The organism is Nocardioides allogilvus (genome assembly GCF_003047285.1).
Lineage (GTDB): Bacteria > Actinomycetota > Actinomycetes > Propionibacteriales > Nocardioidaceae > Nocardioides > Nocardioides allogilvus.
Genome location: NZ_PZYX01000002.1, coordinates 388,157 through 408,119, shown reverse-complemented (window position 1 = coordinate 408,119; position 19,963 = coordinate 388,157). Strand labels below are relative to the sequence as shown.

The following is a 19,963-nucleotide window of genomic DNA, read 5'->3' as shown; positions in this document are numbered from 1 at the left end:
GGCACGTGCGTATAGCGAGATTTACTGCCGGGGACGAGCCCATGTACGGCGTGGTCACGGGCGAGGTGGACGAGTTCGGCCAACCCTCCGAGGACACGGTGATCGTTGCCCTGGCGGGCGACCCGCTCTATGTCGGCGTCAAGGTCGTCGACCAGCAGTTCAAGCTGGCCGACGTCCGGCTGCTGGCGCCGGTGCTGCCGCGCAGCAAGGTGATCGGGATCGGCCGCAACTACGCCGCCCACGCCGCCGAGCTGGGCAACGACGTGCCGTCCGAGCCGCTGATGTTCATCAAGCCCAACACCAGCGTCGTCGGGCCCGGTGACCCGATCTTCTACCCGGCCCAGTCCAGCGACGTGCAGTTCGAGGGCGAGCTCGCCGTCGTCATCGGCCGCATCTGCCGCGACGTGCCCGTCGAGCAGGCGACCGACGTCATCCACGGCTACACGATCGCCAACGACGTCACCGCTCGAGACCTGCAGAAGAGCGACGTGCAGTTCACCCGGGCGAAGGGCTTCGACTCGTTCTGCCCGCTGGGTCCGTGGATCGAGACCGACCTCGACCCGCAGCACTTCGCCGACGGCGTACGGATCCAGACCCACCTCAACGGCGACCTGAAGCAGGACGGCTCGACCAGCGACCTGATCTTCGACATCCCGACCCTGATCGCCCACGTCTCCAGCGTGATGACGCTGCTGCCCGGCGACGTCATCCTCACCGGCACGCCCGCGGGCGTCGGCCCGATGCAGGTCGGTGACGAAGTGGAGATCTCCATCGCCGGTCTCGGCACCCTCACGAACAAGGTGGCAGCACGATGAGCAAGGTCCGCGTCCGTTTCTGCCCGTCCCCGACGGGCTCCCCGCACGTCGGCCTCGCCCGCACGGCGCTGTTCAACTGGGCGTTCGCGCGCCACCACGGCGGCACGATCGTCTTCCGGATGGAGGACACCGACAAGGAGCGCAGCACCCAGGAGTCCTATGACGGGATCCTGGACCTGTGGCGCTGGCTCGGGCTCACCTGGGACGAGGGCATCGAGGTCGGCGGCCCGCACGGCCCGTACAAGCAGAGCGAGCGCGGCGAGATCTACGCCGACGCCCTCGCGCGGCTGCGCGACTCGTCCTACACCTATGAGTGCTTCTGCACCAACGACGAGGTCGACGTACGGCGCAAGGCGAGCGGCTCCAAGGTGATGGGCTACGACGGCTTCTGTCGCGAGCTCACCGCCGAGCAGCGGGCCGCGTTCGAGGCAGATGGTCGCAAGCCCATCGTCCGGTTCCGGATGCCCGACGGGTCGATCACCTGGACCGACCTGGTCCGCGGCGACATCACGTTCGAGACCGCGAACGTCCCCGACTTCGCGCTGTGCCGCGCCAACGGCGACCCGCTCTACACGCTGGTCAACCCCGTCGACGACGCGCTGATGGAGATCACCCACGTGCTGCGCGGCGAGGACCTGCTCTCGAGCACCCCTCGGCAGCTGGCCCTCTTCGAGGCCCTGAAGGAGGTCGGGATCGCGACGGCGACCCCGAGCTACGGGCACCTGCCCTACGTCATGGGGCAGGGCAACAAGAAGCTCTCCAAGCGGGACCCCGAGGCGCACGCGCTGGCCTACCGCGACCAGGGCTTCCTGCCCGAGGGCCTGCTCAACTACCTGGCCCTGCTGGGGTGGGCGATCTCCGGCGACCGCGACATCTTCTCCATGGAGGAGATGGTCGAGGCGTTCGACATCGGCGACGTCAACCCCAACCCGGCGCGCTTCGACATCAAGAAGGCCGACGCGATCAACGCCTCGCACATGCGACTGCTCTCGCTCGACGACATCACCCACCGGGCACTGCCCTTCCTCAAGACGGCCGGAGTGCTGGGCGATCCTGTCTCCGATGCGGACGCGCAGCTGCTCGAGCTGGCGATGCCGCTCGTCGGTGAACGCATCAACAAGCTCACCGAGGCCGCGCCGATGCTCGACTTCCTGTTCGTCGCCGACGCCGACTTCGTGCGCCACGACGATCTCGACGATGCCGGGCGCGAGGTCGTGCAGGCGGCGTACGACGCCCTGTCGGCCATCGACGTGTGGAGCACCGCCGCCATCGACGAGGCGCTCCGAGCCAAGCTGGTCGACGAGCTGGGGCTCAAGCCGCGCAACGCGTTCGGACCGGTCCGGATCGCGATCTCGGGCCGCAAGATCAGCCCGCCGCTGTTCGAGTCCCTCGAGCTGCTCGGTCGCGAGCGCTCCATCGCGCGCCTGCGCGACGCGATGTCCGAGTGAGCAGGCCCGAGTGACGATGGGCGCGGGCCTGGAATACCACCGGCTGCAGCGCCTCGGCCGACCGGGCAGGTGGCGACCAGTCGTCGGCGTGCTGCTCGTGGTGCTCGGGGTCTTCGTCCTGGCGCCGATCGGAGCACTCTTCCCGGTCGTCGCCTGGCTGCTGGCCACCGGCGAGCCGGTCGGTGCCGGCGTGGAGTCCGTGCTCGACCTCGACGACGTGACGCCGCTCGGCCTGGCCTACGTCAACCTCGTGCTCGCATCGGCCATCCCGGTCGCGATCCTGGTCAACCTCGCCCTGCACGGGCTCGGGCCCGGGTGGTTGATGTCGGTCGCCCGCAGGATCCGCTGGCGGTTCTTCCTGGCCTGCCTGGGCCTGTCCGTCGTGGCTCTGGTCGCGACCGTGCTGGTGTCCACGGTGGTGCCCCAGGGCGGCGGCACCGAGCTGGCGAGCGAGCCCAACGCCTTCACCTCGACCACCCGCGACTTCCTGCTCGTGGTGCTCCTGCTCACGCCGCTGCAGGCTGCGGGGGAGGAGTTCGCGTTCCGCGGCTACCTCATGCAAGCGTTCGGTGGCGTGTTCGGCAACCGCGTCGTCGCGGTGCTGCTCTCGTCACTGCTCTTCGCCCTGGCCCACGGCATCGGCCAGGACCTGCCGATCTTCGTCGACCGCTTCGCGTTCGGGCTGGTGGCCGGCACCCTGGTGATCCTCACCGGTGGGCTCGAGGCGGGCATCGCGATGCACGTCCTGAACAACTTCCTCGCCTTCGGCCTCGCGCTCGCGTTCACCGACATGAGCAGCGCCCTGAACCCCACTGGTGGCACGTGGTGGAGCCTCCCGGGGACACTCACCCAGTCGTTGGTCTACCTCGTCCTGGCGACGCGCCTGGCCCGGCGCTGGGGCCTCGCGACGACCCACGCGCCAACCTGAGAGGCACCGCCATGTCGGAGATCCTGTCCAGGCGAGACCTGGAGTTCCTGCTGCACGAGTGGCTCGATGTCGAGTCCCTCACGGCTCGGGAGAGGTATGCCGAGCACTCGCGTGAGACCTTCGACGGTGTCCTCGGTCTGAGTGAGCGCCTCGCCACCGACCTGTTCGCCCCGCACAACCGCGCAGCCGACCTGGCAGAGCCCACCTGGGACGGCGAGTCCGTGCACCTGCTGCCCGAGGTCAAGAAGGCTGTCGAGGCGTACGCCGCCTCCGACCTGCTGCGCCTGGGCTTCGACGCCGAGCACGACGGACTGCAGCTCCCCACCGTGGTGAGCGTGGCATCCGGAGCCTGGTTCGCCGCCGCGAACATCGGCACCACGGGCTATCTGTCCCTCACGGCCGGCAACGCCAACCTGCTGGTCCACCACGCGCCGCCCGACCTGGTCGAGAAGTTCGTGCCGGCGCTGCTCGAGGGCCGCTTCCTCGGCACGATGGCGCTCTCGGAGCCGGAGTCGGGATCGAACCTGGCCGACATCACGACGCGCGCGGTCCCGCAGGACGACGGGACCTACCGGCTCTTCGGCCAGAAGATGTGGATCTCCGCAGGCGACCACGAGCTCGCTGACAACATCGTGCACCTCGTGCTTGCCAAGATCCCGGGTGGTCCGTCGGGCACGCGTGGCATCTCGTTGTTCCTGGTGCCGAAGGTCCTCGTGGACGACGACGGCTCGCTCGGCGAGCGCAACGACGTGACGCTGACCGGCATCAACCACAAGATGGGCTGGCGCGGCACGGTCAACACTGCGCCGAGCTTCGGTTCCGGCGCGTTCACGCCGGGCGGCCAGCCGGGCGCAGTGGGCTACCTCGTCGGAGAGCCGCACCGTGGGCTGTCGTGCATGTTCACGATGATGAACGAGGCTCGGATCGGGGTCGGGCTGGCCGGTGCTGCACTCGGCTACACCGGCTACCTGAAGTCCCTCGCCTACGCCCGCTCTCGGCCACAGGGTCGCCCCATGGCGGCCGGCCCGGAGGACCCCCAGGTCCCCTTGGTGGAGCACGCAGACGTACGCCGCATGCTGCTGGCGCAGAAGGCCTATGTCGAAGGTGCGCTCGCGCTGGTGCTCTATGCCGCGAGGGTCCATGACGATCTGCTCACCGCCCCGACGGAGGCCGAACGCAATGAGGCCTCCCAGGTCCTCGAGGTGCTCACGCCGATCGTCAAGGACTGGCCCTCTGTCTGGTGCCTGGAGGCGAACAGCCTCGCCATCCAGGTGCTCGGTGGTGCGGGCTACACCCGCGACCACGACGTCGAGCAGCACTACCGCGACAATCGTCTCAACCAGATCCACGAAGGGACCCACGGCATCCAGGGTCTCGATCTCCTCGGGCGCAAGGTGCTGGCTGACGGTGGCGCCCGGCTGCAGGTGCTGGGTGCGCGGATGGCCGTGACGATCGAACGCGCCACCGACCTCGGGGGAGACACCGCGGACTTCGCGGGACGTCTCCAGGAGTCGTTGGACCAGCTGGCGAGCACCATCGGGGCACTTGCCGACCTCGGTGACCTCGACCGGATGATGGCCAACTCGACGGCATTCGTCGAAGCGGTCGGCCACGTCGTGGTGGCCTGGATCTGGCTCGAGCAGCGCGTCGCGTGCGCTGACAAGGCCGGCGACTTCTACGACGGCAAGCGCCAGGCTGCGGCCTACTTCTTCCGCTGGGAGCTGCCGCGCACCCGCGTGCAGTTCGACCTGCTGGCCTCCGGTGACGACACCGCGCTGAGCATGCGCGACGCGTGGTTCTGACGGTGATGGACCGGGCCATTTTGGAAGGGCCGCGCGGTCACGTGTAGGGTTTCCTCTCGGTCCTGAAGACGCGTCAGAAGGACCGAAAACCAGTAAGTCAGTGGGATATGGTGTAATTGGCAACACGACTGGTTCTGGTCCAGTTATTCTAGGTTCGAGTCCTAGTATCCCAGCGAATCTCCGCCCAACAGCGGGGATTTGGAGCGTAACTACGGCCTTGGCTATAGTTCCCTCCGCGTCAAAGCAGTGCTTGCCCCCGTTGTGTAGCGGCCTAGCACGCCGCCCTCTCACGGCGGTAGCGCCGGTTCGAATCCGGTCGGGGGTACAACACTGAGAAGGCCAGTCCGTCAGGACTGGCCTTCTTGCATTTCCCGACCGGGCACAAAGGTGCGCCGCCCCCGCGCGGACGGGCACTTCGTGACCGGTCGGCCGTCGTGTCCGATTCCCGCTAGAGCCGTCGCCGGGACTGCGTCAGACTCGTCAGCATGCAGCGCACCGACCTCGACCCCGAGTCCTGCTACCGGGCCGTGAAGAGCAGGGACCGCCGCTTCGACGGCGTGTTCTACACCTGCGTCGCGACGACGGGGATCTACTGCCGCCCGAGCTGTCCTGCTCGCACGCCCGGCTTCGCCAACGTCACCTTCCGGCCGACGGCGGCGGCCTGTCAGGCAGCGGGCTTCCGGGCCTGCAAGCGGTGCCTGCCCGACGCGACGCCGGGCAGCCCCGACTGGGACGTGGCCGCCGACGTCGCCGGTCGCACGATGCGGCTGATCGCCGACGGCCTGGTCGACCGGGAGGGAGTCGAGGGCCTGGCCGCCCGCGTCGGCTACACGCCCCGGCACCTCGGACGCCTCCTCACCCACGAGCTCGGCGCCGGCCCGCTCGCCCTCGCGCGGGCCCGACGTGCCCAGACGGCTCGCATCCTGATCGAGACCACCGACATGAGCTTCGCCGACGTCGCCTTCGCCGCCGGCTTCAGCAGCGTCCGCCAGTTCAACGAGACGGTGCGCGAGGTCTATGCCGTGTCGCCGACCGAGCTGCGCGGGCGTCGGCGCCGGCCCACGATCGCCGACGGCAGCGTGGTGATGCGGCTGCCCGTGCGCACGCCCTATGCCGGTCGCGACCTGCTCGACTTCCTCGCGCTGCGGGCGGTCCCGGGAGTGGAGGTCGTCGACGGCGACACCTACGCCCGGACCCTCGCGCTGCCCCACGGCCCCGGGACCATCCGGCTCACGCTGCCCGACGTGCCGGTCGGCGGCACGACCGAGTTCGTCCGTGCCGAGCTCGCCCTCACGGACCTGCGTGACACCTCCGCGGCAGTCGAGCGGGCTCGCCGCCTCCTCGACGCGGACTGCGACCCGGTGGCCGTGGCCGACGCCTTCGCGGGCGACAAGGTCCTGGGGCGGCTGGTCAGGCGGACCCCCGGCCTGCGCGTCCCGGGCCACGTCGACGGCAACGAGATCGCCGTACGCGCCGTGCTGGGGCAGCAGGTCAGCGTGGCCGGCGCGCGCACCGTCGCCGCCCGCTTGACGCAGCAGCACGGCACCGAGATCCAGACCACCGTCCCCGGTCTGACCCACCTCTTCCCGAGCATGGAGTCGATCGCCGGGATCGACCCCGAAGACCTGCCGATGCCGCGCGCCCGGGGCCGTGCCCTGACCGGCCTGTGCCGGGCGCTGGCCGAGAAGGTCGTGGTGCTCGACCGGGGTGATGACCGCGACGCCGTACGCGCCGGACTCCTCGACCTGCCCGGGATCGGACCATGGACGGCCGACTACATCGCGATGCGCGCCCTCGGCCACCCCGACGTCTTCCTCGCCACCGACCTCGGCACCCGCGACGCGCTCCGCCGGCTCGGTGCTCCACCCGACCTGGACAGCCAGGCCTGGCGTCCCTGGCGCTCCTACGCACAGACCTATCTCTGGCACTCTCTCTCGCAACCCCAAGGAGACAACTGACATGTGGACCGTGTTGCCCTCACCCATCGGCGACCTGCGGATCATCGAGCGCGACGGCATGATCAGTGCCATCGAGTTCTTCCCGTTCCGGCAGCCCGCGGACGGACGCCCGCTCGGCGACCGCAGCGAGGACCACCCCCTCCTGGCCGAGGCCGTGCGTCAGCTCACGGCCTACTTCGAGCGCGACCTCAAGGAGTTCGACCTCCCGCTCGCGCCTCACGGCACGGCGTTCCAGCAGCGCGTCTGGGAACAGCTGCGCCTCATCCCGTACGGCGAGACCGCGTCCTACGGAGAGATCGCCGGACGCCTCGGCATGACCAACGCGGCGAGCCGCGCAGTCGGGCTGGCCAACGGCCGCAACCCGATCCCGATCGTCATCGCGTGCCACCGGGTGATCGGCGCCAACGGGACGCTGACCGGCTATGCCGGCGGCATCGAGCGCAAGCAGACGCTGCTCGAGCTGGAGCAGGACGCGCTCTTCTGACTCAGTGACTGCTCCCAGCCGGTCGCAACGCGCCGCCCACGACCGCTCCCACGACCGCCGGGACGAGCACCAGCCCCAGGGTGAACGGCACGCCGCCGAGGTCGTGGCGGATGAGCTCCGACGCACTCGTGCTCGCGTCGGCCTCGATCACCGCGCGCACGAGGAGCCAGCCGACGGAGAAGGCGGCGGCCACGATCGCCCAGATGATGATCGCGCCGGAGAGGTCCCGAGCGGCGCCATCGACGAAGGCCCAGCCGAAGCTGATCAGCACCAGCGCACCGAACACGATCAGCCCGGCGCCGATGTTCGCCCCACCCCCGTCATCGGGGAAGAGGAGGGGGATCGCCGCGTAGTAGGCGGCGAGGGCGGCCCCCATGGCGACGACGCGGACCAGGGCTGCGACGGCGAGGCTCATGTCACCAGTGAATCGCCCCTCCGGGCGCCGGCACCACCGGACGGGTACTCAGTGGTCGAGATGGCTCTCGCGGATGTTCTCCGCGGGTCGGGCGTTCGGACCGGCCTCACCCTCGTCGGGCTCGCCGGACTCTCCCTCGGGGGCGCCGGCCGTGGCGTCGGAGGGGTCGATGGGCTCAGGCTCGCCGCTCAGGCGCGACACCTCGGACACCTGGCCCTGCTCGTCGGGACGTTCGTCAGGAGTGTTGGTCATGACCGGGCCGTACCCGATCGGGGCCGTCCTAGTCGGCGGCCGCGCGGCGCAGCGACTCGGACAGCCGGTCGGCAGCAGCGAGCACGGCGGGCGCGTGCATGCGACCGGGCTGGCGCGAGAGGCGCTCGAGCGGACCCGAGACCGAGACGGCGGCGATGATCTTGCCGCCGGGGGAGCGGACGGGGGCCGACACCGAGGCGACGCCCTGCTCGCGCTCACCGATGGACTGGGCCCAGCCCCGGCGGCGGATGCCGGACAGGGCGGTGGCGGAGAAGGCGGCGTTGAGCAGGCCGCGGTGCATGCGCTCGGGGTCCTCCCAGGCGAGCAGCACCTGGGCGGCGGAGCCGGCGCGCATCGTCAGCTGGGAACCGATCGGGATCGTGTCGCGCAGGCCGGAGGGACGCTCGGCGGCGGCGACGCAGACGCGGTGGTCGCCCTGGCGGCGCCACAGCTGGGCGGACTCGCCGGTGATGTCGCGCAGGCGGGCCAGGACCGGGCCGGCGGCGGCGAGCAGGCGGTCCTCGCCGGCGGCGGCGGACAGCTCGGCCAGTCGCGGCCCGAGCACGAAGCGGCCCTGCATGTCGCGGGCCACGAGCCGGTGGTGCTCCAGCGCGACGGCGAGGCGGTGGGCGGTGGGACGGGCGAGCCCGGTGCCGGCGACGAGACCGGCCAGGGTGGCAGGTCCGGCTTCGAGGGCAGAGAGCACGAGGGCGGCCTTGTCGAGCACGCCGACTCCGCTAGAGTTGTCCATATGGCAATACTGCCGTCTCAGATCATGGGATGCAAGCGGTAGTGTCGGAGACCACCACGAAGGCGTCGGCGAGCGAACAGATGCGGCCGGCGCTGCGCCGTACGACCAACTCTCATGCGAGAAGGAGCAAGACAATGGGCAAGACCCTGGCCGAGAAGGTGTGGGACGAACACGTCGTCCGTAGTGCCCCAGGGGAGCCCGACCTTCTCTACATCGATCTCCACCTCATCCACGAGGTGACCTCGCCGCAGGCCTTCGACGGCCTGCGCCTGGCGGGCCGTCAGGTCCGCCGCCCCGACCTGACGCTCGCGACCGAGGACCACAACGTCCCGACGATCGACTGGGACAAGCCGATCGCCGACCCGGTCTCCAAGACCCAGGTCGACACCCTGCGTCGCAACGCCGCCGAGTTCGGGGTGCGCCTGCACCCGCTCGGTGACGTCGAGCAGGGGATCGTGCACGTCGTCGGCCCGCAGCTCGGCCTGACCCAGCCGGGCATGACGATCGTGTGCGGCGACAGCCACACCTCGACCCACGGCGCCTTCGGCGCGATCGCCTTCGGCATCGGCACCTCCGAGGTCGAGCACGTCCTCGCGACCCAGACCCTCATGCAGGCCAAGCCGAAGACGATGGCCGTGACCATCAACGGCTCGCTGCCGCCCGGCGTCACCGCCAAGGACATGGTGCTGACCCTGATCACCCACACCGGCACCGGTGGCGGCCAGGGCTACATCGTCGAGTACCGCGGCCAGGCCATCGAGGAGCTCTCGATGGAGGGCCGGATGACGGTCTGCAACATGAGCATCGAGTGGGGCGCGAAGGCCGGCCTCATCGCTCCCGACCAGACCACCTTCGACTACATCGAGGGCAAGCCGGAGGCGCCGAAGGGTGCCGACTGGGACGCCGCGGTGGAGCACTGGAAGACGCTGGTCACCGACGACGACGCGGTCTTCGACGCGGAGATCGTCCTCGACGCCTCGACCATGACCCCGTTCGTCACCTGGGGCACCAACCCCGGCCAGGGCGTGCCGCTCGGCGGCCTCGTGCCGACTCCCTCCGACTTCGAGGAGGAGTCCGACCGGATCGCGGCCGAGAACGCCCTGAAGTACATGGGCCTCGAGGCCGGTACGCCGATGCGCGACGTCCACGTCGACACGGTGTTCGTCGGCTCCTGCACCAACGGCCGCATCGAGGACCTGCGCCTCGCGGCCGAGATCATCAAGGGCCACAAGGTCGCCGACGGCACCCGCCTGCTCGTCGTGCCCGGCTCGGTGCGGGTGCGCCTGCAGGCGATGGAGGAGGGCCTGGACAAGGTCTTCATCGAGGCCGGCGCCGAATGGCGTGGTGCGGGCTGCTCGATGTGCCTGGGCATGAACCCCGACCAGCTGGCCGTCGGTGAGCGCAGCGCCTCCACCTCCAACCGCAACTTCGAAGGTCGTCAGGGCAAGGGTGGTCGCACCCACCTCGTGTCCATCCCCGTAGCTGCCGCCACCGCTGTGCGCGGCACGCTCTCGTCACCTGCTGACCTCGTCAGCGTGGAGGTCTGAGTCATGGAGAAGTTCAGCACGCACACCGGTGTCGCGATGCCGCTCAAGCGCAGCAACGTCGACACCGACCAGATCATCCCGGCGGTCTACCTCAAGCGCGTCACCCGTGACGGGTTCGAGGACGGCCTGTTCGCCGCCTGGCGCAACGACCCCGACTTCGTGCTCAACAAGCCGGAGTACTCCGGGGCGACCGTGCTCGTCGCCGGGCCCGACTTCGGCACCGGCTCGTCGCGTGAGCACGCGGTGTGGGCGTTGCAGAACTACGGCTTCAAGGCTGTCATCTCGTCGCGCTTCGCCGACATCTTCCGCGGCAACTCCGGCAAGGCCGGCCTCGTCGCCGCGCAGGTCGACGAGAAGGTCGTCCAGCGCATCTGGGACTACCTCGACGAGTTCCCCGGCGCGACCGTGACCGTCGACCTGGAGAGCCGGACCGTCACGGCCGGCGAGGGTCCTGACGCGATCGTCGACTCGTTCGACATCGACGACTACACGCGCTGGCGCCTGCTCGAGGGGCTCGACGACGTCGGCATCACGTTGGGTCACGACGACGTCATCGCGGCGTACGAGAACGCGCGACCGAGCTGGAAACCCGCAACCCAGAAGGCCTGAACCCCTGAGGCGCCGAGCCTCGGCCGCAAGAAAAGCGGCCTAAAACACCCCGTGGTGATTGTGACCCATGCCACGAGTGCCTAGCGTGCCAAGCACAACGCCGGGCACGGGCTCGGTGCCATTGGTTCATTGGAAGGGAAGCTAGTGAACAAGACACAGCTCATCGACGCACTTGCTGCGCGTTACGAGGGCAACCGCAAGCAGGCTGCCCACGCGCTCGAGTCGGTGCTCGACACCATCACGCGTGAGGTCGCTCGCGGCGAGAAGGTCGCGATCACCGGATTCGGCTCGTTCGAGAAGTCCGTCCGCAATGCCCGGTGGGTGCGCAACCCGCAGACCGGCGAGCGGATGAAGTCGAAGAAGAAGTCGGTGCCCAAGTTCACGGCCGGCCAAGAGTTGAAGAACATCATCGCCGGCGCCAAGAAGCTCCCGAAGCTGTCGGCGGCGAACATGCCGAAGCCGCCGTCGGTGCGCAGCGTGGCCTCCGCGGCCTCGGCTCCGGCCAGGGCTGCGGCCAAGAAGGCGACCCCGGCCAAGAAGTCGGCGCCCGCGAAGAAGGCAGCACCGGCCAAGGCTGCTGCGACCAAGAAGGCAACGCCCGCGAAGAAGGCCGCGCCCGCAAAGAAGGCGACGCCCGCGAAGAAGGCACCCGCCGCCAAGAAGGCACCCGCCACGAAGGCACCCGCCGCCAAGAAGGCGACGACCAAGAAGGCCGCTCCGGCGAAGTCGACCGCGGCCAAGACCACGACCGCCAAGACCACCACGGCGAAGAAGGCCCCAGCCAAGAAGGCTCCGGCCAAGAAGACCGCCACCAAGACGGCGGCCAAGAAGGCCTGATCGACCAGCGTTGATGGCGGGCCCCCTCGGGGGACCCGCCATCACTGCGTCTGGGCCTCCCACACCCGGGCGGTGTGCGCGCCGACCCCGAGCTCGAGGGCTCGGGCCAGGTCGGCGGGCTCGTCGACGTCCAGGCGCAGGGTCGAGGCGGCCACGACGATCTCGCGGGCGCCGTGGGTGATGTGCAGGGCGGCCGACTCGTGGCCGAACGCCGGGTCGAAGGCGGTGTGCGCAGCGGCGTACATCGTGGTGCCGGAACCGGCGGCGTCGCGCACGAAGCTCGGCCCGTCCACCTCGGCGAGGGCGGCAGCGAGGTCGTCGCTCACCAGGCAGGGCAGGTCGGCACACAGCGCGACCGGCACGGCGTCGGGCCAGCGCCGCGCGGCCTCGGCTGCCGCTTGGCGCAGGGTCGCGTTGAGGTCCTCGGAGACCCCGTCGGGGATGACCTCGCAGCCGTCGGTCCGCAGGTCGGCCGCGAACCGGAAGTCGTCGGTGACGACGAGGACGGCCGCGACGCCGGGAGTACGGCGCGCGGCGGCGACCGTGTCCCGGGCGAACGCCGCGGCGAGGTCGCGGCGGCGGGCGGCCGGCAGCACGTCGAGGCGCGACTTGGCGCGCGCCGGTGGCTTGGCCGGCACGATCACCACGAAGGAACCGGCAGGCGACGGTGGAGTCATATCGCGTCCGATCCTCGCATCCTTGCGAGTAGCCTGCTCACCGACGATCAGGAGGATGGTGCGTGTCAGTTCGCAGAGTTCGGGACAAGAGTGGCTGGGCGGTGAACTTCGCGGTCGTCACGATCAAGCCGGCCATGCTGGCGACGTCGTCGCACACCTGGATCGACGGTGACAAGATCCCGGCCACCGGGGGCTGCCTCGTCGTGCCCAACCACATCTCCCACCTCGACCCGCTGCTGACGGCCTACTTCGTCCACGACCACGGCCGGATCCCGCGCTACCTCGCGAAGTCGGTGCTGTTCCGCACGAAGTTCGTCGGCACGGTGCTGACGTCGGCCAAGCAGATCCCGGTCGAGCGCCTCACCAAGGACGCCGTCGGTGCCTTCGATGCCGCGGTGCAGGCCGTCGACGACGGTGAGTGCGTCGTGGTCTATCCCGAGGGCACGCTCACGCGCGATCCCGACCTGTGGCCCATGACCGGCAAGTCGGGCGCGGCCCGGATCGCGCTCGCGACGGGTGCACCCGTCATCCCGGTCGGTCACTGGGGAGTGCAGGAGATCCTCTATCCCTACTCCTCCCGCCCTCGCCTGTTCCCGCGCAAGCACGTCACGATGAAGGCGGGCGACCCCGTCCCGCTCGACGACCTGCGCGCCCAGCCGCTCAGTGCCAAGGTGGTTGCCCAGGCCACCGATCGCATCATGGCGGCCGTCACCGAGATCGTCGCCGACCTGCGCGGCGAGCAGGCACCCACGGAACGTTTCGACCCCCGCAAGGCCGGTGTGCAGCAGATCGGCAACCCGACCAAGAAGAAGAAGGACCGCCCATGACCAAGATCGCCGTGTTCAGTGCCGGATCGTGGGGGACCGCGTTCTCCATCGTGCTCGCCGACGCCGGGAACGAGGTGACGATGTGGGCCCGTCGTCCCGAGCTCGCCGACGCCATCAACACCACCCACCAGAACCCCGACTACCAGCCGGGCATCGACCTGCCGGCCGGGGTCTCGGCCAGCCACGAGGTCGACAAGGCGCTGCACGGCGCCGAGGTGGTCGTGCTGGCGACGCCCTCGCAGTCGCTGCGGGCCAACCTCACCGAGTGGGCCCCCCACATCGAGAAGGACGCCGTCCTGGTCTCGCTGATGAAGGGCGTCGAGCTCGGCACCCTCAACCGCATGAGCGAGGTGATCGCCCAGGTGACCGGTGCGGGCCCCGAGCGGATCGCCGTCGTCAGCGGGCCCAACCTGTCGCCCGAGATCGCGCGCCGCGAGCCGGCCGCCTCCGTCGTGGCCTGTGAGGACGAGGCGGTCGCCCGCCGGATCCAGGGCCTGTGCCACTCGCCGGCCTTCCGGCCCTACACCTCGGTCGACGTGCTCGGCTGCGAGATCGGCGGTGCCTACAAGAACGTCGTCGGCCTGGCCGTCGGCATGGCCGTGGGCCTCGGCTTCGGCGACAACACGACCGCGTCCCTGATCACCCGCGGGCTGGCGGAGACGGCCCGGATGGCGATGGCCCAGGGCGCCAACCCGCTGACCCTGATGGGCCTGGCCGGGCTCGGCGACCTCGTCGCCACCTGTTCCTCGCCGCTCTCGCGCAACCGCTCGTTCGGCGAGAAGCTCGGCCAGGGCATGACCACCGAGGAGATCTACGCCTCGACCAACCAGGTCGCCGAGGGTGCCAAATCGTGCAAGTCGCTGCTGGCGCTGGCGAAGAGCTATGGCGTGGACGCGCCCATCGCCGAGCACGTCGACGCGGTCGTCGACGGACGGATGACCGCGCTGGAGATGATGAACAGCTTCATCGCGCGCGACACCAAGGCCGAGACGGACTGATCGACTCGGCGCTACGGCGCCTCGGACCTAGCGGCTGGCACGACGTCACAGGGCTTGACGGGGCCTGCCGCGACGTCGAAGTCGACGCGGCTGTGGAAGCCCTGCGTGACGGTCGTGCCTTCCTCGACCTCGAGCTCGGCCATCTCGTCCGCGGTCATCTCGCGACCGGACACCCACATCACGAAGGTCTCCCCGTCGCGGACCGCACCGGGCGGCAGCACGATCTGCAGGATGCTCGAGCCGAGCGCGGCGCGCATGCCGGTCAGCCGGCGCTCGACCGCGACGTAGCGTCCCGCCGCGCACGCCTGGCCGTACGGCAGGTAGCGGATGTCGGCAGCGACGCCGTGCTCGGCCAGTGCCTCCTCCAGTCCGGCCGCGTCCTCGAGCCGACGCACCTCCACGGTGATCTGCCCGGAGTTGCCCTCGGAGACCGAGTAGGCGGCGGTGGGTCCGAGGCCCGGGATCACCAGGACCCCGGCGACGGCCGCGGCAGCCACACCTGCCCCGGCCACGATTCGACGTCGGGTCGTACGGCGACGCCCGGACGCGCCGACGACCTGCTCGCGGAAGGCGTCGAGCTCGTCGAGCAGTCGGGTCTCGAAGGAGTCGAGCTGCGTGCTCATGTCATCACCTCAAAGGGATCGGGAAGGTCGAGCCGGAGCCGGGTGCGGCCGCGGTGGTAGCGCACCCGGGCGTTCGTGGCAGTGATGCCGAGCGCGGCTGCGGCCTCGGTCAGGCTGAGGCCGTCCACCGCGACCAGCTCGACCACGGCGCGCTGGGTGGCCGGGAGCTCGGCCACCCGGGCCAGGACCAGCCGGGCTGCTCGCTCACCGTCGATGCGGGTGACGATGTGCTCAGCGGAGGATTCGTCGAGGAGAGCCCGGCCCTCGATCCGACCGTTGGCCGCGTGCTCTCGTGATCGGCGTCGGTGGTGCATCGCGACCACGTTGCGGGCGATGCCGGCCAGCCAAGCGCGGGGAGCAGCACCGGTGTCCTGGTAGCGATCCGCCGCTCCGATCGCGGCGATGAAGACGTCGGCGGTCAGGTCGGCTGCGGTGTCGGCGTCGTCCACTCGTCGGGCCACGAATCGCCGTACCCACGGAAGGTGCTCGAGGTAGAAGGCCTCGAGCGACTCGCGATCATGCAGGATCGCGGAGACGGGTGTGGGGTCCATACCTGTTCATTGCCGCTCTGTGGTGGGGCGTTACATCGCGCGACTAGCCCACGCAGCCGTCGAGCGCGGTGCGCAGGTCGTTCCAGAGGTCCTCGACGTCCTCGATGCCGACGGAGAGCCGGACCAGCCCCTCGGGGATGGTCGGCGCCTCGGCCTTCCAGCGACGGCGGCGCTCCAGGGTCGACTCGACGCCGCCGAGCGAGGTGGCGTGCACCCACAGCTTCGTCTTGTGGGTCAGCAGGTCGGCGGCCATGGCGCCCTGCGCGAGCACGATCGAGACGATGCCGCCGAAGCCGGGATAGCGGACCTCGGCGATCGCCGGGTGGTCGGGCAGGCGGCGTACGAGCTCCTGGGCGTTGGCCTGGGCGCGCTCGACGCGCACGTGCAGGGTGCGCATGCCCCGCAGGACCAGCCAGGCCTCGAAGGCTCCCGGGATGGCGCCCATCAGGTCGCGACGGTTCTTGAGCACGCTGTAGAGCTCGTCGTCGCTCGTGCAGATCGCTCCGAGCAGGACGTCGCTGTGCCCGGCGAGATACTTCGTCGCGGAGTGCACGACGAGGTCGACACCCATCGCGAGCGGCGTCTGCAGCAGGGGAGTGGCGAAGGTGTTGTCGACAGCGACGTAGGCCCCGGCGTCGTGGGCGGCGGCGGTGATCGTCTCGATGTCGGCCAGCTCGAGGGCGGGGTTGGTCGGCGACTCGAGCCAGACCAGCGCGGCGTCCTCGCAGGCCTTGACCACGGCGTCGGTGTCGGTGATGTCCACCAGCTCCGCGGTGATGCGACCGCGTGCCTCGAGGTCGGCGAGCTGCAGGATCGTGCCGCTGTAGGAGTGACGAGGGGCGACCACCTTGGCGCCGTTGCCGACGAGGTGGAGCACCGTTGTCACGGCCGCCATGCCGGAGGCGAAGGTCAGGCACCGACCGCCCTCGAGAGCGCCGAGGGTGTCCTCCAGTGCGGTCCACGTCGGGTTGGCGTAGCGGCCGTACTCGAGGTCCCCGCCGGCGACGTACGTCGAGGCCATCGTGATCGGGGCGTTGAGCGGCGCGTCGGGGAGCGGGTCGGGGCGCCCGGCGGTGACGGCCAGCGTGGCGGGGGAGAGGGACGGGTCTGGAGCCATGTCCGCCAGCGTAGGCCGATAGGGTCTTCGCAATGAACGAGCCCCGAAAGCCTCGCGTCGCCGTCGTCTTCGGTGGTCGGTCCAGCGAACACGGAATCTCCTGCGTCACGGCCGGCAGCGTCCTGGCCGCGATCGACCGGGAGAAGTACGACGTCGTCCCGGTCGGTATCGCCACCGACGGTCGCTGGGTGCTGGAGGCCGACGACGCCTCCCGCCTGGCCATCGACGGATCGAGCCTGCCCGAGGTCGACGCATCGCGCTCGATGGTCGCCCTGCTCGGCGCTGCCGGCTCGACCGACCTCGTCGTGACCGAGGCCGCACAGGTGCCGCAGACCCTCGGCTCGGTCGACGTCGTCTTCCCGCTCCTGCACGGTCCGTGGGGCGAGGACGGCACCCTGCAGGGGATGCTCGAGATGGCCGGCGTCCGCTACGTCGGATCCGGAGTCCTTGCCTCGGCCGTCGGCATGGACAAGGCCTACATGAAGGTCGTGCTGGAGGCGGCGGGCCTGCCCGTCACGCCCGGCATCACGATCACCCGTCGCGAGTGGCGGACCGACCAGCTCGCCACGACCGAGCGCATCGAGGCCCTGGCCTACCCCTCCTTCGCCAAGCCCGCGCGCGGCGGCTCGAGCATCGGCATCAGCAAGATCCACGACCGAAGCGAGATCGCCGAGGCCATCGACCTGGCGCTGGAGTACGACGCCAAGGTGCTCGTCGAGGTGGCCATCGTGGGTGGTCGCGAGGTCGAGTGCGGCGTGCTGGCCACGACCGACGGCGACCCGGAGACGTCCCGCCCGGCCGAGGTCCGCACCGGCGGCGACCACGAGTTCTACGACTTCGAGGCGAAGTACCTCTCCGGCCAGGACACCGAGATCGACCTGCCCGCCGATCTGCCGCCCGAGGTCGAGCAGGAGCTGCGACGACTGGCCGTGCGTGCGTTCGAGGCCCTGTCGTGCGAGGGACTAGCGCGCGTCGACTTCTTCGTCCTGCCTGACGGGTCGCTCATCATCAACGAGCTGAACACGATGCCGGGCTTCACGCCCACCTCGATGTTCCCGCAGATGTGGGCCGAGTCGGGCGTGAGCTATCCCGACCTCGTCGACCGGTTGATCACGCTCGCGCTCGAGCGCGACACCGGCCTGCGCTGACCGGTCAGAGGCAGGGCTCGCCCTCGGCGAGCGTCTCCTCGATCGCGGGCGCGATCTCGACCAGCACTGCGTCGCTGCCGCGGTGCTCGGCGGGGATCACGACGCTGACGCGCGGCGAGTGGGTCAGGGCCGTGGCGACGATGTCGACCGACGGCTCCTTGAGGTCCGCGGGCGGCAGGAACCAGCCCACGCCGCCGACGACGGAGCAGGAGGAATATTCGTCGTACGCCGCCGGCAGCCCGACCCCGCAGGTGAGCTCGATCCCGGCCCACGCGGCGGTGCGGTCGCTGTCGTCGGAGAGGTCCTCGCCGGCGACCCGGTCCGGCAGCGCGGCCGTCAGCTCGGCGCAGGCGTCGGCCTCGGCGTCGGAGATCGCCGGCAGGTCGGGGGAGCAGCCCGTGACCAGCAGGAGGCCGAGCACAGCAACGCCCCGCGTCCGGAGGGACACGGGGCGTCGGTGAGCCAGGCTCAGATGTGGACGACGGGGCACGTCAGCGTGCGCGTGATGCCGTCGAGGTTCTGCACCTTGGAGACGACCAGCTTGCCGAGCTCGTCGACGTTGCGCGCCTCGGCGCGGACGATCACGTCGTAGGGACCGGTGACGTCCTCGGCGAGCGTGACGCCCTTGACCTGGGCAATGGCCTTGGCGACCTCGGCGGCCTTGCCGACGTCGGTCTGGATCAGGATGTAGGCCTGGACGACCATCGTGGACTCCTCGGTGTCGAGCTGAGTGGAACAGGTTCGCGTGCGAGCGCCAACCTACCGCGACAGCAGCCACTTCTCGATAGCTGCCCGTCACCGGCGTCCGGCACACCCATCTGGTCTGATGGGCCGCATGGCATTTCCCGCAGGAGCGACCCTGGCCGACGCCGGCGAATTCGGCCTGATCGAGGCCTTCACCGCACTCTTCGAGCAGGGCGAGCACGTGCTCATCGGCCCCGGCGACGATGCCGCCGTGCTGCGGATCCGCAACGGCCACGTCGTCGTCTCGACCGACCTGATGGTGGAGGGGCGCCACTTCCGTCGCGACTGGGCGAGCGCCGAGGACGTCGGGCACCGCGCCGCCGCGCAGAACCTCTCCGACATCAACGCCATGGGCGGCAGCGCACACTCGCTGACGATCGGGTTGGCGGCACCGCCCGACCTGCCGGCTCAGTGGGCGCTCGACTTCGCGCGCGGGTTCGCCGCCGAGTGCGCCACCGTCGGCGCGAGCGTCGTCGGGGGAGACCTGACGCGCGCGGACGAGATCGTGATCGCGGTGACCGTCATCGGCGCGTGCACCCAGGCGCCCGTGGTGCGCTCCGGCGCGGCGGCCGGTGACGTCCTCGCCATCATGGGGCGGCAGGGCTGGGCGGCCGGCGGGCTGGCCGTGCTCGGCCGCGGCTTCCGCTCGCCGCGTGTGCTGGTGGAGGCCTACCGCCGCCCGCAACCGCCGTACGCCGCCGGCCGGATCGCCGCAGAAGCGGGCGCGACGTCCATGATCGACATCTCCGACGGCCTGCTCGCCGAGGCGCGCCACCTGGCCGAGGAGAGCGGTGTCGCGATCGACGTACGCCGCACGGCGTTCGACCTCGCGGAGCCGCTCGTCGCAGTGGGGGCCGCGCTCGGTGTGGAGCCGCTGCAGTTCGTGCTGGGCGGCGGCGACGACCACGCGCTGCTCGCGACCTTCCCCAGCGCCGGGGCCGTGCCCGAGGGCTGGCAGGTCATCGGCTCGGTGCAGGACGGAGAGGGTGTGACCGTCGACGGCGGGGAGTACGAGGGCCCTACCGGCTGGACCCACTTCTGAGCCATTCGTCGCTCGATTTCATCCAGCCCCGCGGTTCGGATACTCTTGTTCGGTTGCTCGCTGGCCGGTCTCGGTCCCAGGCGGGCCCGAACGTTCTCGAATCACCAACGAATCTTCAGGAGTACACGGTGGCTGCCGTCTGTGACATCTGCGCCAAGAAGCCCGGCTTCGGCAACAACCGACCCTGGTCGCGCAAGATTACGAAGCGTCGCTTCGACCCGAACATCCAGCGCGTGCGTGCGACCGTCAACGGTGCACCCAAGCGACTGAACGTCTGCACCGGCTGCATCAAGGCCGGCAAGGTCAGCCGCTGACCTGACGCGTTTTCCCGACAGGCCCCGAGAGCTCTGCTCTCGGGGCCTGTCGCGTTGGAACGGCTCCGGCTGTTCG

At 70.2% G+C, this 19,963-nt stretch carries 23 protein-coding genes and 2 tRNA genes; 16 read left to right on the top strand and 9 right to left on the bottom strand.

The features are described 5' to 3' along the window. The first annotated feature begins 5 nt into the window (after positions 1–5). The 8 genes from C9J87_RS05340 (at position 6) to C9J87_RS05305 (ending at position 7,435) form a co-directional block, all read left to right on the top strand. A complete protein-coding gene (locus tag C9J87_RS05340; protein WP_036491071.1) occupies positions 6–815 on the top strand; it encodes a fumarylacetoacetate hydrolase family protein in 810 nt (269 codons plus the stop codon). Next, positions 812–2,263, top strand: coding sequence for a glutamate--tRNA ligase (gene gltX, locus C9J87_RS05335; protein WP_107704912.1), 1,452 nt, complete (start codon positions 812–814; stop codon positions 2,261–2,263). The genes C9J87_RS05340 and gltX overlap by 4 nt, the downstream gene beginning before the upstream one ends. 16 nt (positions 2,264–2,279) lie before the next feature. Next, positions 2,280–3,191 carry a CPBP family intramembrane glutamic endopeptidase gene (locus tag C9J87_RS05330; protein ID WP_036491069.1) on the top strand — a complete coding sequence of 304 codons (912 nt, stop codon included), beginning with the start codon at positions 2,280–2,282 and terminating at the stop codon, positions 3,189–3,191. A gap of 11 nt (positions 3,192–3,202) precedes the next feature. After that, positions 3,203–4,993, top strand: a complete 1,791-nt coding sequence (locus tag C9J87_RS05325; RefSeq protein ID WP_107704911.1) for an acyl-CoA dehydrogenase — start codon at positions 3,203–3,205, stop codon at positions 4,991–4,993. Between the two features lie 101 nt (positions 4,994–5,094). Further along, positions 5,095–5,166: transfer RNA gene (locus C9J87_RS05320), tRNA-Gln, on the top strand. Between the two features lie 79 nt (positions 5,167–5,245). Then, positions 5,246–5,318: transfer RNA gene (locus tag C9J87_RS05315), tRNA-Glu, on the top strand. Between the two features lie 160 nt (positions 5,319–5,478). Further along, positions 5,479–6,951, top strand: a complete 1,473-nt coding sequence (locus C9J87_RS05310; RefSeq protein WP_107704910.1) for a DNA-3-methyladenine glycosylase 2 — start codon at positions 5,479–5,481, stop codon at positions 6,949–6,951. 1 nt (position 6,952) lies between these two features. Further along, a complete protein-coding gene (locus C9J87_RS05305) occupies positions 6,953–7,435 on the top strand; it encodes a methylated-DNA--[protein]-cysteine S-methyltransferase (protein ID WP_107704909.1) in 483 nt (160 codons plus the stop codon). Between the two features lies 1 nt (position 7,436). Here the strand turns inward: C9J87_RS05305 and C9J87_RS05300 are convergent, their stop codons facing one another. From C9J87_RS05300 to C9J87_RS05290, 3 genes are read right to left on the bottom strand one after another with little or no spacing between them, the layout of a single operon-like run. Continuing rightward, a complete protein-coding gene (locus C9J87_RS05300) occupies positions 7,437–7,850 on the bottom strand; it encodes a hypothetical protein (protein ID WP_107704908.1) in 414 nt (137 codons plus the stop codon). Positions 7,851–7,898: 48 nt separating this feature from the next. Continuing rightward, positions 7,899–8,102 (bottom strand): hypothetical protein, encoded by a 204-nt coding sequence (locus C9J87_RS05295; protein WP_036491066.1) that lies wholly within the window; start codon positions 8,100–8,102, stop codon positions 7,899–7,901. Between the two features lie 28 nt (positions 8,103–8,130). Beyond that, positions 8,131–8,853 carry an IclR family transcriptional regulator gene (locus C9J87_RS05290; protein WP_036491064.1) on the bottom strand — a complete coding sequence of 241 codons (723 nt, stop codon included), beginning with the start codon at positions 8,851–8,853 and terminating at the stop codon, positions 8,131–8,133. A 134-nt stretch (positions 8,854–8,987) separates the two neighbouring features. Here C9J87_RS05290 and leuC point away from each other — a divergent pair, with 134 nt between their 5' ends. The 3 genes from leuC (at position 8,988) to C9J87_RS05275 (ending at position 11,846) form a co-directional block, all read left to right on the top strand. Continuing rightward, positions 8,988–10,400, top strand: a complete 1,413-nt coding sequence (gene leuC, locus C9J87_RS05285) for a 3-isopropylmalate dehydratase large subunit (protein WP_010833747.1) — start codon at positions 8,988–8,990, stop codon at positions 10,398–10,400. A gap of 3 nt (positions 10,401–10,403) precedes the next feature. Continuing rightward, on the top strand, positions 10,404–11,009 hold the full coding sequence (gene leuD / locus C9J87_RS05280; protein ID WP_010833746.1) for a 3-isopropylmalate dehydratase small subunit: 606 nt from the start codon (positions 10,404–10,406) through the stop codon (positions 11,007–11,009). Between the two features lie 144 nt (positions 11,010–11,153). Beyond that, positions 11,154–11,846 carry an HU family DNA-binding protein gene (locus C9J87_RS05275; protein ID WP_107704907.1) on the top strand — a complete coding sequence of 231 codons (693 nt, stop codon included), beginning with the start codon at positions 11,154–11,156 and terminating at the stop codon, positions 11,844–11,846. A 41-nt stretch (positions 11,847–11,887) separates the two neighbouring features. Here C9J87_RS05275 and cofC read toward each other — a convergent pair whose 3' ends face one another. After that, positions 11,888–12,523, bottom strand: coding sequence for a 2-phospho-L-lactate guanylyltransferase (gene cofC / locus C9J87_RS05270; protein WP_107704906.1), 636 nt, complete (start codon positions 12,521–12,523; stop codon positions 11,888–11,890). A gap of 62 nt (positions 12,524–12,585) precedes the next feature. On the opposite strand from cofC, the gene C9J87_RS05265 reads away from it, so the two are divergent. Then, complete coding sequence (locus C9J87_RS05265; RefSeq protein WP_107704905.1) at positions 12,586–13,350, top strand: lysophospholipid acyltransferase family protein; 765 nt, start codon at positions 12,586–12,588, stop codon at positions 13,348–13,350. After that, a complete protein-coding gene (locus tag C9J87_RS05260; protein ID WP_010833742.1) occupies positions 13,347–14,348 on the top strand; it encodes an NAD(P)H-dependent glycerol-3-phosphate dehydrogenase in 1,002 nt (333 codons plus the stop codon). The genes C9J87_RS05265 and C9J87_RS05260 overlap by 4 nt, the downstream gene beginning before the upstream one ends. Positions 14,349–14,359: 11 nt before the next feature. Here C9J87_RS05260 and C9J87_RS05255 read toward each other — a convergent pair whose 3' ends face one another. From C9J87_RS05255 to C9J87_RS05245, 3 genes are read right to left on the bottom strand one after another with little or no spacing between them, the layout of a single operon-like run. Further along, entirely contained in the window at positions 14,360–14,971 is a 612-nt protein-coding gene (locus C9J87_RS05255; protein WP_010833741.1) for a hypothetical protein, read from the bottom strand. After that, complete coding sequence (locus tag C9J87_RS05250; RefSeq protein ID WP_107704904.1) at positions 14,968–15,522, bottom strand: RNA polymerase sigma factor; 555 nt, start codon at positions 15,520–15,522, stop codon at positions 14,968–14,970. The genes C9J87_RS05255 and C9J87_RS05250 overlap by 4 nt, the downstream gene beginning before the upstream one ends. Positions 15,523–15,565: 43 nt before the next feature. After that, positions 15,566–16,639: a trans-sulfuration enzyme family protein gene (locus tag C9J87_RS05245; RefSeq protein WP_107704903.1), complete on the bottom strand. Its 1,074-nt coding sequence runs from the start codon at positions 16,637–16,639 to the stop codon at positions 15,566–15,568. Between the two features lie 32 nt (positions 16,640–16,671). On the opposite strand from C9J87_RS05245, the gene C9J87_RS05240 reads away from it, so the two are divergent. Next, on the top strand, positions 16,672–17,787 hold the full coding sequence (locus C9J87_RS05240) for a D-alanine--D-alanine ligase family protein (protein WP_107704902.1): 1,116 nt from the start codon (positions 16,672–16,674) through the stop codon (positions 17,785–17,787). A gap of 4 nt (positions 17,788–17,791) precedes the next feature. On the opposite strand, the gene C9J87_RS05235 is transcribed toward C9J87_RS05240, so the two are convergent. Together C9J87_RS05235 and C9J87_RS05230 are read right to left on the bottom strand one after the other, a co-directional pair. Next, positions 17,792–18,235, bottom strand: a complete 444-nt coding sequence (locus C9J87_RS05235) for a DUF3515 family protein (protein WP_157953121.1) — start codon at positions 18,233–18,235, stop codon at positions 17,792–17,794. A gap of 20 nt (positions 18,236–18,255) precedes the next feature. Beyond that, positions 18,256–18,492 carry an Lrp/AsnC family transcriptional regulator gene (locus tag C9J87_RS05230; RefSeq protein ID WP_010833736.1) on the bottom strand — a complete coding sequence of 79 codons (237 nt, stop codon included), beginning with the start codon at positions 18,490–18,492 and terminating at the stop codon, positions 18,256–18,258. 130 nt (positions 18,493–18,622) lie between these two features. On the opposite strand from C9J87_RS05230, the gene C9J87_RS05225 reads away from it, so the two are divergent. After that, complete coding sequence (locus C9J87_RS05225; protein ID WP_107704900.1) at positions 18,623–19,573, top strand: thiamine-phosphate kinase; 951 nt, start codon at positions 18,623–18,625, stop codon at positions 19,571–19,573. Positions 19,574–19,701: 128 nt separating this feature from the next. Beyond that, positions 19,702–19,887: a 50S ribosomal protein L28 gene (gene rpmB, locus C9J87_RS05220; RefSeq protein WP_036491057.1), complete on the top strand. Its 186-nt coding sequence runs from the start codon at positions 19,702–19,704 to the stop codon at positions 19,885–19,887. Positions 19,888–19,963 lie beyond the last annotated feature (76 nt).

Coding starts and splice junctions, on each gene's coding strand:
- C9J87_RS05260 (WP_010833742.1), top strand. CDS start 13,347: ATGACCAAGATCGCCGTGTTCAGTGCCGGATCGTGGGGGACCGCGTTC.
- cofC (WP_107704906.1), bottom strand. CDS start 12,523: ATGACTCCACCGTCGCCTGCCGGTTCCTTCGTGGTGATCGTGCCGGCC.
- leuC (WP_010833747.1), top strand. CDS start 8,988: ATGGGCAAGACCCTGGCCGAGAAGGTGTGGGACGAACACGTCGTCCGT.
- C9J87_RS05250 (WP_107704904.1), bottom strand. CDS start 15,522: ATGGACCCCACACCCGTCTCCGCGATCCTGCATGATCGCGAGTCGCTC.
- C9J87_RS05300 (WP_107704908.1), bottom strand. CDS start 7,850: ATGAGCCTCGCCGTCGCAGCCCTGGTCCGCGTCGTCGCCATGGGGGCC.
- gltX (WP_107704912.1), top strand. CDS start 812: ATGAGCAAGGTCCGCGTCCGTTTCTGCCCGTCCCCGACGGGCTCCCCG.
- C9J87_RS05305 (WP_107704909.1), top strand. CDS start 6,953: ATGTGGACCGTGTTGCCCTCACCCATCGGCGACCTGCGGATCATCGAG.
- C9J87_RS05290 (WP_036491064.1), bottom strand. CDS start 8,853: ATGGACAACTCTAGCGGAGTCGGCGTGCTCGACAAGGCCGCCCTCGTG.
- C9J87_RS05330 (WP_036491069.1), top strand. CDS start 2,280: ATGGGCGCGGGCCTGGAATACCACCGGCTGCAGCGCCTCGGCCGACCG.
- C9J87_RS05255 (WP_010833741.1), bottom strand. CDS start 14,971: ATGAGCACGCAGCTCGACTCCTTCGAGACCCGACTGCTCGACGAGCTC.
- C9J87_RS05225 (WP_107704900.1), top strand. CDS start 18,623: ATGGCATTTCCCGCAGGAGCGACCCTGGCCGACGCCGGCGAATTCGGC.
- C9J87_RS05310 (WP_107704910.1), top strand. CDS start 5,479: ATGCAGCGCACCGACCTCGACCCCGAGTCCTGCTACCGGGCCGTGAAG.
- C9J87_RS05245 (WP_107704903.1), bottom strand. CDS start 16,639: ATGGCTCCAGACCCGTCCCTCTCCCCCGCCACGCTGGCCGTCACCGCC.
- leuD (WP_010833746.1), top strand. CDS start 10,404: ATGGAGAAGTTCAGCACGCACACCGGTGTCGCGATGCCGCTCAAGCGC.
- C9J87_RS05295 (WP_036491066.1), bottom strand. CDS start 8,102: ATGACCAACACTCCTGACGAACGTCCCGACGAGCAGGGCCAGGTGTCC.
- C9J87_RS05240 (WP_107704902.1), top strand. CDS start 16,672: ATGAACGAGCCCCGAAAGCCTCGCGTCGCCGTCGTCTTCGGTGGTCGG.
- C9J87_RS05230 (WP_010833736.1), bottom strand. CDS start 18,492: ATGGTCGTCCAGGCCTACATCCTGATCCAGACCGACGTCGGCAAGGCC.
- C9J87_RS05325 (WP_107704911.1), top strand. CDS start 3,203: ATGTCGGAGATCCTGTCCAGGCGAGACCTGGAGTTCCTGCTGCACGAG.